The sequence below is a fragment of the Pigmentiphaga soli genome, assembly GCF_039541095.1.
In the GTDB taxonomy this organism is placed as follows: domain Bacteria; phylum Pseudomonadota; class Gammaproteobacteria; order Burkholderiales; family Burkholderiaceae_B; genus Pigmentiphaga; species Pigmentiphaga soli.
On record NZ_BAABFO010000003.1, the window covers coordinates 231,412 to 246,402 of the forward strand.

14 protein-coding genes are annotated in these 14,991 nt (G+C 68.8%); 4 read left to right on the forward strand and 10 right to left on the reverse strand.

Annotated elements, in window-relative coordinates:
• Positions 1-152: 152 nt before the first annotated feature.
• The gene (locus ABD927_RS04735; protein WP_345246844.1) at positions 153-1,127 is read right to left on the reverse strand and encodes a FecR domain-containing protein; all 975 of its coding nucleotides are present in this window, start codon (positions 1,125-1,127) and stop codon (positions 153-155) included.
• Between the two features lie 16 nt (positions 1,128-1,143).
• Complete coding sequence (locus ABD927_RS04740; protein ID WP_345246846.1) at positions 1,144-1,677, reverse strand: sigma-70 family RNA polymerase sigma factor; 534 nt, start codon at positions 1,675-1,677, stop codon at positions 1,144-1,146.
• Between the two features lie 141 nt (positions 1,678-1,818).
• On the opposite strand from ABD927_RS04740, the gene ABD927_RS04745 reads away from it, so the two are divergent.
• The gene (locus tag ABD927_RS04745; protein ID WP_345246848.1) at positions 1,819-3,171 is read left to right on the forward strand and encodes a DUF763 domain-containing protein; all 1,353 of its coding nucleotides are present in this window, start codon (positions 1,819-1,821) and stop codon (positions 3,169-3,171) included.
• A 15-nt stretch (positions 3,172-3,186) separates the two neighbouring features.
• On the opposite strand, the gene ABD927_RS04750 is transcribed toward ABD927_RS04745, so the two are convergent.
• The 4 genes from ABD927_RS04750 to ABD927_RS04765 are packed head-to-tail and all read right to left on the reverse strand — an operon-like array spanning position 3,187 to position 7,212.
• Positions 3,187-3,756 (reverse strand): cysteine dioxygenase family protein, encoded by a 570-nt coding sequence (locus ABD927_RS04750; RefSeq protein WP_345246850.1) that lies wholly within the window; start codon positions 3,754-3,756, stop codon positions 3,187-3,189.
• A 41-nt stretch (positions 3,757-3,797) separates the two neighbouring features.
• Complete coding sequence (locus ABD927_RS04755; RefSeq protein WP_345246851.1) at positions 3,798-4,526, reverse strand: dienelactone hydrolase family protein; 729 nt, start codon at positions 4,524-4,526, stop codon at positions 3,798-3,800.
• Between the two features lie 12 nt (positions 4,527-4,538).
• Positions 4,539-6,227 carry a rhodanese-like domain-containing protein gene (locus tag ABD927_RS04760; protein ID WP_345246853.1) on the reverse strand — a complete coding sequence of 563 codons (1,689 nt, stop codon included), beginning with the start codon at positions 6,225-6,227 and terminating at the stop codon, positions 4,539-4,541.
• Positions 6,228-6,237: 10 nt separating this feature from the next.
• Positions 6,238-7,212: a tripartite tricarboxylate transporter substrate binding protein gene (locus tag ABD927_RS04765; protein WP_345246855.1), complete on the reverse strand. Its 975-nt coding sequence runs from the start codon at positions 7,210-7,212 to the stop codon at positions 6,238-6,240.
• A gap of 137 nt (positions 7,213-7,349) precedes the next feature.
• On the opposite strand from ABD927_RS04765, the gene ABD927_RS04770 reads away from it, so the two are divergent.
• Positions 7,350-8,288, forward strand: coding sequence for a LysR substrate-binding domain-containing protein (locus tag ABD927_RS04770; protein ID WP_345246857.1), 939 nt, complete (start codon positions 7,350-7,352; stop codon positions 8,286-8,288).
• 75 nt (positions 8,289-8,363) lie between these two features.
• Here the strand turns inward: ABD927_RS04770 and ABD927_RS04775 are convergent, their stop codons facing one another.
• Genes ABD927_RS04775 through ABD927_RS04790 form a run of 4 tightly spaced genes read right to left on the reverse strand, consistent with a single transcriptional unit; the run spans position 8,364 to position 12,693 of the window.
• Positions 8,364-9,275, reverse strand: a complete 912-nt coding sequence (locus ABD927_RS04775) for a Bug family tripartite tricarboxylate transporter substrate binding protein (protein WP_345246859.1) — start codon at positions 9,273-9,275, stop codon at positions 8,364-8,366.
• A gap of 7 nt (positions 9,276-9,282) precedes the next feature.
• The gene (locus tag ABD927_RS04780; protein ID WP_345246861.1) at positions 9,283-10,260 is read right to left on the reverse strand and encodes a tripartite tricarboxylate transporter substrate binding protein; all 978 of its coding nucleotides are present in this window, start codon (positions 10,258-10,260) and stop codon (positions 9,283-9,285) included.
• 41 nt (positions 10,261-10,301) lie between these two features.
• Positions 10,302-11,678 (reverse strand): MmgE/PrpD family protein, encoded by a 1,377-nt coding sequence (locus ABD927_RS04785; RefSeq protein WP_345246863.1) that lies wholly within the window; start codon positions 11,676-11,678, stop codon positions 10,302-10,304.
• Positions 11,679-11,715: 37 nt separating this feature from the next.
• Complete coding sequence (locus ABD927_RS04790) at positions 11,716-12,693, reverse strand: tripartite tricarboxylate transporter substrate binding protein (RefSeq protein ID WP_345246865.1); 978 nt, start codon at positions 12,691-12,693, stop codon at positions 11,716-11,718.
• 350 nt (positions 12,694-13,043) lie between these two features.
• On the opposite strand from ABD927_RS04790, the gene ABD927_RS04795 reads away from it, so the two are divergent.
• Positions 13,044-13,934 carry an amidohydrolase family protein gene (locus tag ABD927_RS04795; RefSeq protein ID WP_345246867.1) on the forward strand — a complete coding sequence of 297 codons (891 nt, stop codon included), beginning with the start codon at positions 13,044-13,046 and terminating at the stop codon, positions 13,932-13,934.
• A 48-nt stretch (positions 13,935-13,982) separates the two neighbouring features.
• Complete coding sequence (locus ABD927_RS04800; protein WP_345246869.1) at positions 13,983-14,984, forward strand: tripartite tricarboxylate transporter substrate binding protein; 1,002 nt, start codon at positions 13,983-13,985, stop codon at positions 14,982-14,984.
• The last annotated feature ends 7 nt before the right edge of the window (positions 14,985-14,991 follow it).

A 14,991-nucleotide genomic window follows, 5' to 3' on the forward strand; every position in this document is an offset into this window, starting at 1 on the left:
CGTTTCCTCGATGCGGATGAAGGTGGCTTCCTACCTTCATTGCCCCGCGAGAAGGAAAAACGGATCAGTGCGGCACAGGAAAAGAGCGCTCTGCCCGCTGCTGCGCCGGGGCGCTCTCGCGGCCGGGCACCGGCGGCCGCGCCACGCAGCGGCTACAACCGCTGCGACAGCGTGACCCAGTAGCGGGTACGCATGCGAAGCTCCACCGGCAACGTGGCCCGCAGCATGTCCAGCACCCTGTCGGTGTCGGCCAGCGGATAGGTGCCCGTCACCGGCAGCGCGCCGACGGCGGGATCGCAGTCCAGGATGCCCGGCCGGTAGCGGCCCAGTTCGGCCAGAAAATCGGCCAGCGGCATGTCTTGCGCGACGATCATGCCCTGCACCCATGCGCTGGCGGCCTCGTCGGCCGCCGTGGCCGGGCCGATGGCCGCGCGCGTGAAGCGGGCCTGCTCGCCCGCGTGCAGGACGCGCTCGCCGCCGCCGTGCGGGCGCAGTTCCACCGCTCCTTCGTAGACGGCGACCCGGCTTTCGCCGGCCGCCAGCCCATCGAGTTGCCGCACGTTGAAGCGGGTGCCCAGCGCGCGGATGCGGCCCTGCGCCGTCTGCACCACGAAAGGCCGCCCCGCCTCGTGCGCGGTGGCGACGAGGATTTCGCCGGCCACCAGCCGCAGCACGCGTTCGGCGCCGGTGAACAGGACGTCGACGGCGGTATCGGGGGCCAGCTCGACACGCGTGCCGTCGGCCAGCGCGAGGCTGGCGCGCTCGCCGGTGCCGGTGCGCCGGTCGGCCGTCCAGCGGCGCCACGGCGTGCGTTCCTCGGCCAGCCACGCGGTGCCGCCGGCGCACAGCAGCACGGCCAGCGTCTTGACCGCACGGCGGCGGCGGGCCGATGCGGCCGGCGCCAGCGCGGCATGGGCCAGCGGCGACGGCAGCCCTTGCAGCCGGCTGCCCAGCGCCTCGATGCGCTGCCAGGCGCGGCGATGGTCGGGGTGGGCGTCGAGCCATTCGCGCCAGCGGCGGCGCGTGGCGTCGCCGGCCGAGTCGGCCTGCAATTCGACCAGCCACTGCGCGGCCGCCCGTCTCACCTCGGGCGGAATCGGAGCGTCGCTGGCGAACGCTGTCGGCATGGCCTGCGCGCCGCCGTCAGCCCGCTCCGCCGTCGGCGAAGCAGCATTGTTCCAGCGCGCGGGCGATGTAGCGCTTGACGGTGGGCACCGACACGCCCAGCCGGGCCGCGATCTCGCCCTGGCGCAGTCCATCGAGCTGCGACAGCAGGAAGGCCTGGCGTACGAGCCGCGGCAGGCCGTCGAGCAGGCGGTCGATCTCGACCAGCGTTTCGATCATCAGCGCGCGCGCCTCGGGCGACGGCGCCGAAGGCTCGGGCAGCAGCGCCAGCGCCTCCAGGTAGGCCAGTTCGATGCGCCGGCGGCGGTGGTAATTGATGACCAGTCCGCCGGCGATGGTGACCAGCAGCGCGCGCGGCTCGCGGATGGCCGGCGGCGCCTCCTTGCTGAGCACGCGCAGGAAGGTGTCGTGCGCCAGGTCGGCGGCCGTGAAGGCGTCGCCCAGGCGGCGGCGCAGCCAGGCCTGCAGCCAGCTGTGGTGATCGGCGTACAGCTCGCCCAACCGCTGTGGAGCAGCGGAGTCGACGGCCGGCGCGGCGCTTCCCGGTGGCATGGATTCGGCGGATGGCAAATGGTGTTGAGAACCATTTTCATTCTATAGGCGGTCATGGCATTCGGCAAACGATGCCGCCGCGGCCGCCGTTCCCGGTTCGCTACAATCGTCCGGCACCCCTCCTCTTTTACGAAGCTTCCAATGCGACGCGCAGGCAGCGCCGACCTCCCCCTCCACCACGGCCGCGTCCCCGCCTGGCTGAGCCAGCGCATGTCGCGGCTGGGTGCCGTCATCGCGCAGGCCATCATCCACCACTACGGCCGCGACGAGTTCCTGCGCCGGCTGGCCCACCCGTTCTGGTTCCAGTCCTTCGGCGCCGTCATGGGCATGGACTGGCATTCGTCCGGCATCACCACCAGCGTGATCGGCGCGCTCAAGCGCGGGCTGGCGCCGCTGTCGGGCGAACTGGGCGTGCACGTGTGCGGCGGGCGCGGCAAGCAGTCGCGCAAGACGCCGCAGGAACTGCTCGACATCGGCGCGCGCACCGGCGTCGACGGCGATGCGCTGGCCGATGCCAGCCGGCTGGTGGCCAAGGTGGACAGCGCCGCCGTGCAGGATGGCTTCGATCTCTACCTGCACGGCTTCATCGTGGCCGACGACGGCAAGTGGACGGTCGTGCAGCAGGGCATGAACGGCGATACCCGCTATGCGCGCCGCTACCACTGGCTGTCGGAAGACCTGAAGAGTTTCGTCGAGGCGCCGCACGCGGCGATCGATGGCGTCAACCAGGGCCGCATCGTCAACCTGACCGACCGCCGGGCCGCCGCGTCGCGCCGCCGGCAGGTGGAACTGCTGCTGGACCGCGGACCGGATTTCATCGCCTGCGAAGCGGCCGCGCTGGGCCTGCTCGGCTCCGCGGGCGACACGCCACGGCCGGCCGATGCCGGCCTGCCGGACGACGGCGCGGCGCACGCGAACCGCCCGACGCGCGCGGCGCCGGCCGCATGCGAACCGGCTGCCGGACCGCAACAGCTATCGCTGCTGCCCCATCTCGTCATGCCCGCCCACCACGACGTGCGGCCCAAGGACGTGGTGGCGCGCCGCCTGCACGGCGCGCTGGCGGCGGCCGCAGAACGCGGCCCTGCCGACTTCTCCGAGCTGCTGATGGTGCCCGGCGTGGGCGCGCGCACGGTACGCTCGCTGGCGCTGGTGGCCGAGGTGGTGCACGGCGCGCCGTGCCGCTTCACCGATCCGGCGCGCTTCTCGCTCGCGCACGGCGGCAAGGACAGGCACCCCTACCCTGTCCCGTGCGAGGTCTACGACCGCACCATCGCCGTGCTGAAGACGGCCGTGTCGCAGGCCAGGCTCGGCAACGACGAAAGGCTCGATGCCATCCGGCGGCTGGACCGGCAGGCGCGGCAGCTGGAGCGCGACGCGCGGGGCCCTTCGCTCGACGCCTTCATCGCGCAGGAGCGGCAGGACTCGCACCGCTACGGCGGCCGCAGCGTGTTCGGGCCGGAAACGGCGCCGGCGCCCACGGCCCTGTTGCCGTAGTGCGCGCCGTCCACCTCAGCCTAGGTCGGATCCCACGGTGGGCCGCATGTAGTTCTTGTTGTAGTTGGCCACCTCGCCGGTCTCCAGGTCGAACCCCAGCCGGCCGGTCAGGCTTTCCAGCGGCTGGCCGTACAGGTGCAGGTGCCGCACGGCCGGCCCCTGGTCCACGTGGATACTGTGAATGTCGTCCGGCATGAATTCGATCGGCGCGCCGGGCTTCACGGTGTACTCCCGTTCGAGTTCCAGCACGGCATGGCCCGGATCGCTGCCGTCGTCGGTGCGACGGTAGATCCGGTTCAGTTCTTCGCCCTCGATCGCGACGATCACCGCCCAGGTACCGTGATTGTGCGGCTTGGTCGTCTTGCCGGCCACGATGGTGTTCAGGTAGAGCGTCACGCCCGTGCGCGGATCCTGGTACAACAAGTAGCGGCATGAAGTCTTGCCCGAGCCGGGCGCCGGCGGCGGAAACTCCGAGACGGGAAACAGTGCCTGCAGGCCGGTCAGCCGCTGGAGGCGCTGGCTGATGCGCGCCAGCCGCTCGCGGTCGATCGGGCCTTCGGCCGCGATCGCCGCGATATCGGCCATGAGGGGTTCCACGGCCGCACGCCGTTGGTTTCTTACCTTGGTCATGATTGTGTCTCCGCGGGGCGGCGTGCCAGGGCGCGCCGGAACAGTTGCAAAGTATGGGCATGGGCCAGCCGTGCCGAGTCCGCTTCGAAGGTGGGCTGCCCGAAACGGCCGAAGCCGTGGCCGGCCCGGTCGTACACGCAGACCTGTACATCCTGCCCCGGCAGCGTGCGGGCGCGGATCGCGTCCGCGTCGGCGACCGGCACCCGCCGGTCGAGCGCGCCGAAATGGAAGGCAGCCGGGCACCGTATGGCGGCCACCTCGTCGAAGTGGGCGCCGAGATCGATGCTGTAGTAGCCCACGGCGGCGTCGGGATCGGCGCGCGCCGCCGTCAGGAACGCGATCTTGCCGCCCAGGCAGAAACCCAGCAGCCCGACCCGGCCGTTGCAGGCCGGGTGCTGCCGCAGGCTTCGCATGCACGACTGCGCGTCGCGCACCGCCAGGTCGAAATCCATCCTGGCATACATGGCCCGGCAGACCTGCTGCGCGGCGGCGCTGTAATCCAGATAGGTAGCGGGCGCCTGCCGCCAGTACAGATCCGGCGCCAATACGACATAGCCCTCGTCGGCATAGCGCTGGGCGACCGCCCGGGCCCAATGGTTGACGTTGTACGCTTCCGCCAGCAGCACGACGGCGCCATGCCCGCCTTCCCGCCAGCCCTCGGGCTCGGCCAGCCAGCCCTGGAAAGCGCCTCCATCGTGCGCCTGCACATCGATGAATCCCGCCATATCCCCTTTCTCCTAGTTGCTGCCGGCGTCCTGCGGCGCGGCGAAGGCGAAGCCATCGCGCGCCATCTGCGCCAGCAGGCCTCTTTCCCAGTCCAGATAGCCGCGCATGGCATCCTTGTTGCCGGCGCGGCGATCGTGCATCCAGTACAGGACGTCGATCCGCTCCGACGCCGGCAGGCAATCAGGCCGCGCGGCCTGCACTTCGTAGCCTGCCTGCCGCCAGGCCTTCAGGCCGCCCCGCACCACCTTGACCTGTTCGTCGGGCCGCGGCGCGGCTTCCCGCAGGTCGATGGCAGCCAGGTCCGCCGCCCTGCCGTCTTCGGAAAACAGCACCAGTTCGCGTCCGGCGCGCAGCAGCCGGACCGGTTCGTCGAGCCGGGCACGGTTGGCCCACAGTGCGCCGGGCGGATGGCCTGCCAGATAGTCGGCGCTGCGGTCGAAGGACACGGCCGCCGCCCCGGCGGCGATGGCGCGCGCCGCCTCGTCGGGTTCGATCTGGGCAACCGGCGGCTCCCATGCCGCCAGTTCGGCAACGACTCGCGCAGCCTCGTCGGCGTTCGCGCCGCGCGTACGGTCCAGCGCCTGCCTCGCCGTGTCGGCCGCATCGCCGGCAATGTCGCCATGCACCAGCACGTGGACTTCCCACCCCATGCAGCGCAGCCACCGGCCGGTCACCGCCGCCCGCACGCCGTTGGAATCCGCCAGGACCACGCGGGCGCCCAGGGTGCCCAGCCATTTGTCGGTGGCTTGCAGCAATTGGCCGCCGGGCGCATGGCGGGCGCCGGGCACATGGCCCGCGCAGAACTCTTCCGCCGTCCGCACGTCGAGCACGAAGGTGGTTCGCGTTTCGTCGGCCAGCCAGCGGCGCACCGTGTTCAGATCGGCCATCGGCAGGCCGCAGGCGCCGATCATGCGCTGCGCGCGGTCGGCGGCGGCCTGCCTGGCCTGCGGCGTGGCCTGCGCGTAGCCTCGCTGCAAGCCCTCCTCCAGGCTGAAGCCGGCCAGTTGCCAGCCGTGATTGCCGTCGGCCAGCGCCACGACCCGATTGGGAACGCCGGCACTGATCAGCGACTGCGCGCCGACGATGCCGCGGGTGCGGCCGCCGCAGGCCACCACCACCAGCGTGGCCGGCGACGGCACGAGATCCTCGAAGCGATAGGCCAGCTCGGCGCTGGGGCAACTGATCGCGCCCGGCACGTGGCGCGCCGCATGCTCGGCCACGGTGCGCGGATCCAGCACGCAGACGTCGGCTTTGTCCTGCAGCAGCCGCTGCAGTTCCGGCGCCGTGATGCTGGGCGTGCCGAACGCATGCTCGACCCACTCGCCGAACGCCTTGCTGGGCACGTATACGCCCTGGAACAGCTCGTAGCCGGCGTGCGCCCACGCCTCGGTCCCCCCTTCCAGCACGGCGACGTCGGCATAGCCGCGCGCCCGTAGCCGGCGCGCCGCCAGTGCGGCGATGCCGCCTCCGTGGTCGACCAGCACCACCGGGCAGCCGCGCCGGGGAACCAGCACGGGCGTCTGCAGTTCGAGCAGGCTGTAGGGAACATTGACCGCCCGCAGCAGGTGGCCCAGCCCGAACTGGCCCTCTTCGCCCACGTCGAGCAAGGCCAGTTCGCCCGGCTCCCGCAGCCGCGCCGCCAGGGCGCGAGGGGTCAATGTCGGTACCGGCGGGCTGCCGGCGAGTAGATCGACAGGCATGCCGCTCGTCCTAGTTATCGATTTTGACATGGGCGGTGCGGATGACATCGCCCCACATTTTCTGTTGCGCCCGCAGGAAGGCGGCGAAGGCGGGGACGCCGCCGCCCACCGGCTCGACGCCGATCCGGGTCAACGCCGCCCGCACGGCCGGTTCGCGCAGAATGTCTTCCACGGTAGCGTTCAGGCGCTCCACCACCTCGGGCGCAGTGCCGGCCGGCGCCATCAAGCCGTACCACGATGGCGCGTCGAAATCGGGCATGCCCGCCTCGGCGAACGTCGGCACGTCGGGCAGCTCGTCCAGGCGCCTGGCGCCCGAAACGGCGATGGCGCGCAGTTTGCCCGCCTTCACGAACTGCACCACCGAAGGCGCCGTATTGAAGATCATGTGGATCTGGCCGCCGATCAGGTCGGTCACCATCTGCGTGCTGCCGCGGTACGGGATGTGCAGCATATCGACGCCGGCCCGCGCCTTGAACAGTTCGCCGGCCAGGTGCACCGAGGTACCTACGCCGCCCGACGCGAAGTTCGTCTTGCCGGGATGCTCCCGCACGTAGCGCACCAGCGACGGCAGGTCCCTGGCCGGGAAGTCGGTCGAAGTCACCAGCACGACCGGCGCGTCGCCGATGTGGGCGACTCCCACGTAGTCGCGCATGACGTCGTACTTCAATCCGGGCATAAGGGTGGGATTGATGGACAGCGTGACCTGCCCGAGCAGCAGCGTGCGCCCGTCCGGCCGGGCGCGGGCCACCAGTTCGTTGCCCAGGTTGGTGGAGGCGCCGGGCTTGTTGTCGACCACGAACGGCTGGCCCAGGCGGGCGCTCAGCCGGTCGCTGATCAGGCGTGCCACGTTGTCGCTGCCGCCGCCCGCCGTGAACGGCACCACCACGGTTACCGGCCCTTGCGGATAGGGTTCGGCATGGGCGCCGGCGTGGGCGCCGCCCAGCAATAGCAGCAAGATCGCCGCGGACCGCTGGATGAATCGCATGAGGAGTCTCCCTTCGTTATGCCCGGCCGGGAAGGGCCGGGGCAATTGCACCGAAGGCCGACACGCTATCAGGAAGCCCGGTCAAGAGATAATATTCATTTATGAATTCTTATCCATAAAAATTATATGGACGGGCAATGAACATCCAGCAGCTGCGCTACATCTGCGAACTGTCGCGACATGCGCTGAAGATTTCCAAGGTGGCGGAGGTGCTCCATACCTCGCAACCCAACATCAGCACCCAGCTGCGGCTGCTGGAAGAAGAGCTGAACCTGACGATCTTCCAGCGCCAGCGGCGCAGGCTGACGGCCATCACCCCCGACGGGCAGCGGGTGATCGAACGCGCCCAGCGCATCCTGGTCGAACTCAACGAGATCAAGGCCATCGGCAGCGAACATCTGCAGGAAAAGAGCGGAACGCTGGTCATCGCCGCCAGCCATACCCAGGCCCGCTTCCGGCTGCCGGCGGTGCTGCGCCGGTTCCGGGAACACTATCCCGACGTACACATCAGCATCCGCCCGGAAAGCGGGCGGGCCATCCGCGATGCGCTGATCGCCAGCGCCGCCGACATCGGCATCCTCAGCCAGGCCCACGACTCCGACATGGACCTGGCCTACATTCCGTTCCAGAGCTACCGGCGCCTGTTGCTCGTATGCGCGGACCATCCGCTGCTGGCCAAGCGCAAGATCGCGTTCCGCGACATCATCAGGTACCCCGTGGTGCTATACGAGCCTTCGCAGACGGCCGAGGCCATCACGCGGCTGCTGGCCCAGCTGCCGCCGCCGGGGCCATCGATCCTGCGCGCCGCGAACGCCGATATCGTCAAGGCCTACGTCGAGCACGGCCTGGGCGTATCGGTGCTGCCGAACATCGTGTTCGATCCGGAGCGCGACACCGGCCTGCGGGCGATCGCGGTCGACCATATCTTCCCGGCCAGCACCACCTTCCTGGCGCTGAACCGCAAGCACCATCTGCGGCGCTATGCGTATTCGTTCATCGAAACGCTGGCGCCGAACGTGACGCGCGAAGTGGTGGAAAAGGCGATGGCGGCGCCACGCCGCCAGCGGCGCGCATGACCAGGCCCCTCCATCGATGGCTGCCCGCCGGCGGCCGCCGGTCCGGCGCCATCCGGCTCCCCCGGCGCTTCGCGGCTAGGCCGCCCTCAAGACCGGCGCGACGGGCGCCCAGCGGGCAACCTGGTCGCGCAGGTAGGCGGCGAACTCGGCGGCGCCGGCGGACGACGACGCATCCAGGCCCAGCCGGCCGAAGGTCCGGGCCATCGATGGCGTGCCCAGCGCCGCGCGGATCGCTTCACTCAGCGCTTGCGCCCGAGCGGGCGGAAGGCCCTTGGGCCCCACGATCCCGACCCAGTTCTCCACCGCGAAATCGGCGAAGCCGCACTCCGCCATGGTCGGCAGCGAAGGCGCCGCGGGAAGGCGCGCAGGGCCGGTGGTGGCGATCCCGCGCGCCCGCCCCTCGCGGAACAACGGCAGCATCGTCATCGGATTGTTGAAGCTGGCATCGATGCGGCCGGCCGCCAGGTCGGCATAGAGATCTTCGGTGCGCGCATAGACGGCGGCATGCAGATCCAGGCCCGCATCGCGCCCGAACAATTCCGCCGCCAGGCGCGGCGCGCCTATGGCGGCCGAACATCCGAAGGCCAGGCGCCGCGAGCGGCCCAGCGCCACGAGCTCGGCCACCGACGACACGGGCAAGGTCGGCGCGACGCCCAGCACGAGCGGGGTTCGCATCAACAGGGCCACGGGCGTGAAATCGGCGACCGGATCGTAAGGCGGGACGGCCGCCACGGCCGGATTCAAGGCGTGCGTGCCCAGCGTGACGATCAGCAGATGGCGGCCATCCGGCGGGGCGTCCATCAAGGCGCGCGCGGCCACCACGCCGTCCTCGCCCATATGCCGGTCGAGCACGACCGGGCGATCCAGCGCCTTCTCCAGTTCTGGCGCCAGGGCGCTGGCCATGGTGTCCGATGCGCTGCGCGGCGAAAAGCCGATGATCAGGCGAACCGCGTCCTCGTTGCGATCGGCCGGGTTGGAAGACGTCATTGCAAGCTCACTCCGAATCGGCGGTAATGCCGGCCGCCTTCACGATCTTGGTCCACTTTTCCGTCTCGGACTTGATGTAGGCGCCGAACTCGGCCCGGCTGCTGCCGCGGACGTCGAAGCCCTGCTCCAGCAACTTCGCTTCGACGGTAGGATCCTTCAGCGCCTGCGCGAATGCCGCATGCAGCTTGTCCAGCACCGGCTCCGGCGTGCCGGCGGGAGCCAGCGCGCCGTACCAGGTTTCGGCGGCGTAGCCCGGCACGCCGCTCTCGGCAATGGTCGGCAGATCGGGCGCCAGATTGCTGCGCTGCGCGCTCGACAAGCCGAGGCCGACGATCTGCTTGTTCCGCATCAGCGGCAGCGCCGTCGGCAGGGTCACGAAGCAAGCCTGCACGCGCCCGGCGAGCAGGTCCACCATCGCGGGATTGACCCCGCGGTAGGGAATGTGCTGCAGCTGGACCCCGGTCATGCTCATGAACAGTTCGGTCGCGAGATGGCTGGGCCCGCCCTTGCCCGACGAGCCGTAGTTCAGGTCGGGATGCGCCTTCGCGTAGGCGATGAATTCCCCGATCGTATGCACGCCCAGCGAGGGATGCACCGCCAGCACGAAGCCGGCCGAGCCCAAGGGCGCGATCGGCGCGAAATCCTTGAGGTAGTTGTAGTTCAGGTTCTTGTACAGGCTGCGCGAGATGGCGTGCGCCGTGGTGGTGTGCAGCAGCGTATAGCCATCCGGCTGGGCCTTTGCGACGGTTTCGGCGGCGATGTTCGCGCCCGCGCCGGGACGGTTCTCGACCACGACCGACACCCCCAGAATCTCGGAGGCCTTTGCGGCGATGATGCGCGCGCTGACATCGGCCCCCCCGCCCGGGCTGAAGCCCACCACCAGACGGATGGGCCTGTTGGGAAAGTCGTCGCCGGCGGGTGCGGCGTGGGCGGCCGCCGTGAACGAGGCGGCCGCCAGGATGCGGCCGAGGGTCGCGATATTCATGATTGTCATCTCCTATTCTGTTGCCGCGCGTGGCTCGGACGTCAGGCCGGGCACTGGGATAGCAGGTCGCCGAGGGCCCGGGCGTCTTCCAGGGCGTCGATGTCCAGCAGCGCGCGTTGTATGCGGTCGGCGGTCGGCACGTTCGCCACGGCGGCGTTGGCCAGGAACTTCGATACGATGTCCTCGTCGGAGATCGGGTTGTCCGCCGCCCCGCGGTTGATTGATTCGCGATGGGCGATCCGCCTGCCGTCGCGCAGCGTCACGATGATCTCGCCGGAAAAGTGCTTCGGGTAGTTGGTGTCGGGGTCCACCCGATAGGTCACCTTGTCGGCCAGCGCCAGGATTTGCGGATCGGCATGACGTTCCAGTTCGGCCAGGCCGAACCGCCCGTGGATCAGGCCGCAGGCCACGTCGAACGGAAGGCTGAACTGGGCGGCGTACCGGCTGTTCGGCCTACGCCGCCGCGCGATGGGTTCGCACACGATCTTGACGGCATGCTCGGGCACCAGCGCCTCGACGCTTTCGATGTCGGCAATGTCGAACCGGCGTTGCCGATGCAGCGCGATCGCGGCGTCGATGCATGCGATGCTCAGCTGGCAGGCCGGCAGCGGCTTGATGGCCACCTGGGCGGTTTCCCACTGTGAACCCAAGTCGCGCGAGGCGGCGCCCAGATCCCAGCGCGACAAGTCTTTGCCCAGATGCGTGGCATAAAGGCCGAACTGGCCTTCGTAGGCGGTGCGCGGCCCGGTAAAACCCTGCTTGGCCAACCGTGCCGCCGTGATTCCGCACACGCCAGCCCAACCCGGATGGAGGCGCTTGCTAGACGATCCATCCGAACTGTATTCGCGCGTGCCGGCCGCCATGCTCAGCACGATGCCCTGTGCCATCACGAGTCGCTCGTAGTCGAGCCCTTCGAGCTTGCCCGCGATCAGCGCGCAGGCAAAGGCCGCGATGACCCCGGTCGGATGGAATCCGATCTGGTTCAATTCTCCACGTGCCACGTTGCCCAGGCGCGCGGCGGCTTCGATGCCGAGAATGTAGGCGGTGAGCATTTCCCGACCGGAACGGCCGGCAGCCACGGCCGCGCCCAGCGCTGTCGGAAGACAACTGGACGTGACGTGCACGACGCTGGTCAGGTGCGTGTCATCGAAGTCCAGGCCGTGGACCAGCACGCCATTTAGCAGTACCGCGTCGCGCAATGCCAGGCGGCGCGGCATGCCGATGACCGGGCTGTCTCCCCCTTCGAAGGAGGACAGCGCCGCCAGCGTCTGCCTCGCAAAATCGAAGGTGGTGGACGCATAGGCGATGCCGGCGCCATCCAGCAGCAGATGCGCGGCCTGACGGCGTACCGCTGGCGGCACGTCGTCGTCGGCCAGATCGAAGGCAAAGCGGGCGAGCGATTCCGATATGGATGTCATGTTTCTGCGCAGATTGATGCCGTTCTGAGAAAGCGGGTCAGTTGGGATTCGTCTCGATGCCGGCGCTGCGCACCAGGTCTGTCCATTTCTTCATCTCGTCGTCGATCAGCCTGGAAAATTGCTCTGGCGAGGTGGCCCGTACTTCGTGGCCTTCCCTGGCGAGCTGGTCCTTGACCTGGGGGTCGGCCAGCACGCGGCGAATCTCAGAGCTGAGGAAATCCAGCCTGGCCTTGGGCACGCCGGCGGGCGCCACGACGCCGTACCACGACTCCATGTCGTAGCCGGGAACGCCGGATTCGGCGATGGTCGGGATGTCGGGCAGGAACGGAGAACGCTTTGCCGAAGTGACGGCCAGGGCACGCAATTGCCCGGACTTGACCGCCTGGATGGTTTGCGGAATGCCGGCGAACGACATCTGCACCGTGCCGGCAAGCAGGTCCGACACGCCCACTGCCCCCTTGTACGGAACGTGAACGATGTCGACATGGGCCATGCTCTTGAACAGCTCGCCGGCGATATGCAGTCCGCTGCCGATGCCGGCCGAGGCGTAGTTCAGTTTGCCGGGATGCGCCTTCGCCAGATCCAGCAGTTGCTGGACCGAATTGGCCTGGACTTTCGGGTTTACCACCAGCAGCAGCGGGGCCGAGCTGACCAGCGTGACGGGTGAAAAATCCTTGACCGGATCAAAGGATAGTTTCTGAAAATTGGGCGCGATGGTGAAACTGCTCGATACGAACAGGACCGTGTAGCCATCGGGCTCGGATTTCGCGGCGATGTCGCTGGCCATGGCTCCGCCCGCGCCGGGACGGTTGTCGACCACGATGGGCCGGCCGAGGCTGGCACCCAGCTTCTGGGCAATGATGCGGGCCACCGTGTCGGTGCCTCCGCCCGGGCTGAACCCCACGACGAAGCGGATAGGTTTGCTGGGATAGTCGTCCCCGGGAATGGGGCCGGCGTGGGCAGCGGCCGTGAACAACGCGGCCGCCAGGATGCGGCCGAAGGTTGCGAGCTTCATTAGGATCGTCTCCTGTTTTTCTGATGTCGCGCATCAGCCAGACCAATGACGCGCCGATCGAGAGCAAAAACGGCCCCGTGCCCGAATGAATGTCGAGCACCGTCCGTGCATGTCTGGATCGGAAAAAGTATAGGTAGGCCGCGCTGCCCGGGCTATCGAGATATTTTCAACGGACCATGAATAAACATAATGACCGCCGCCCGCCTCCGCATTCGCATTATTTTTGGTAATGGGCAATTAAGAATATCTCGTTTGACGCCCGATTTACCGGCTCCCTAGACTTTCCGGCCATCGAAAGCCGCGCGCATTGTGGCGCGGCGTTCTCTTGTCCTGAAGGAAGCTTCTTACCAATGAGCCAACTCTCCGCCGCCGGCGTCGTCGCGCCGACCATTCCCGGACCCGATCCCGACACGCGCAAGCCGCGCCTGGCGCTCCCTCCGGGCAGCTGCGACACGCACGCCCACATCGTGGGCCCGCAAGACAAATACCCCTACGACCCGAACCGCCGCTACACCCCGCCCGACGCGCTGGTGCCCGACTACCTGAAGATGCTGCGCACGCTGGGCGTGGAGCGCGGCGTGCTGGTCCAGCCCAGCGTCTACATGACCGACAACACGCGGCTGCTGGACGCGCTGCGCGAAACGACGGACTTCCCGCTGCGCGGCGTCGCCGTGGTGAACGACGCCATCGGCGACGACGAGCTGCGCTCGATGCACGAGGCGGGCGTGCGCGGCCTGCGGGTCAACCTGCGCGTCAGCAACGGGGCCTCGGCCGACATGGCGCCGCAATTGGCGCGCCGCATCGCCCCCCTGGGCTGGCACCTGCAGGTGCGCATCGATCCCAAGGACTTCGCCAGCGCGCGCAGCCTGATCGAGACCCTGCCGGTCGACGTCGTGATCGACCACATCGGCGGCGTGCCGGTACGCGACGGACTCGATGGGCCCGACTTCCGCGTGCTGCTGGAGCTGGTGGCCTCGGGCCGCTGCTGGGTCAAGCTGTCGGCGCCCATGCGCATGTCGGAAGAGGAATTCCCCTACCGCGACGTCACGCCCTTCGTGCAGGCGCTGGTGGCCGCGGCGCCGGACCGGATGCTGTGGGCGACCGACTGGCCGCACACCACCATCACCAAGCGCATGCCCAACGACGGCGACCTGTGCGACCTGCTGGCCGACTGGATCCCCGATCCCGCCGTGCGCCGGCGCGTGCTGGTGGACAACCCCGCCAGACTGTACGGATTCTGATCTGCGCAGCGATCCGAACAAAACAACATCCAAATGGAGATATTCATCATGTTCTCGCCATCGTTCTCACCGCAGCTGCGCCGCGTCGGCTGCGTCGTGGCCATGGCCGCGGCCCTGTCGGCGGGCACGGCTGCCGCGGCCGAATCGGCCAGCGACTATCCCTCCCGCCCCATCCACCTGGTTTCGGGATTCGCCCCCGGCGGCGCGACCGACGTGGTTGCGCGCCTGCTCGGCCGCCAGCTGACCGAGGTGCTGAAGGTCCCGGTGGTGGTCGACAACAAGCCCGGCGCGGCGGGCAATATCGGCGCCGGCTACGTCGCCCGGTCCGATCCGGACGGCTACACCATGTACCTGACCAACGCCGTGGTATCGATGCCTTCGCTGTTCCGCGACCTGCAATACGACATCCACAAGGACTTCGCGCCGCTCTCGCTGATCGGCTACGCCCCGCTGGTGCTGATCGCCAATCCGAAGTCGCCCGTCAAATCGGTGAAGGGCCTCCTCGATTACGCCAGGCAGCACGAGGGCAAGCTGGACTACGGTTCGGGCGGCGTGGGCAGCATCAACCACATGGCCATGGAACTGCTCATCACCATGACCGGCATCAAGCTGTCCCACATCCCGTACAAGGGCGGCGCCCCGGCCACCGCCGCCGTGATGTCCGGCGAAGTGCCGATCGCGATCAGCTCGATTCCCGAGGTCGTCGGCCAGGCCAAGCAAGGCACGCTGGTGCCGGTGGCGGTCAGCACGAAGACGCGCAATCCAGCCTTGCCGAACGTTCCCACCATCGCCGAATCGGGCGTGCCGGGCTACGAGTCTTCTTCGTGGTACGGGATCCTGGTGCCGGCCGCCACGCCCAAGCCCATCCAGGACAAGATCGCCGGCGCCCTGGTCGCCTGCCTGCACAGCAAAGAGCTGCGCGACGCCTTGAGCGCCCAGGGCATCGTGCCGGCCGACAAGGGCGGCGAGGAGGAGTTCAGGAAGTACATCGACAGCGAAATCGCCAAATGGGCCAAGGTGATCGAAGAAGAGCACATCGTCGCGCAGTAGCGCCGCG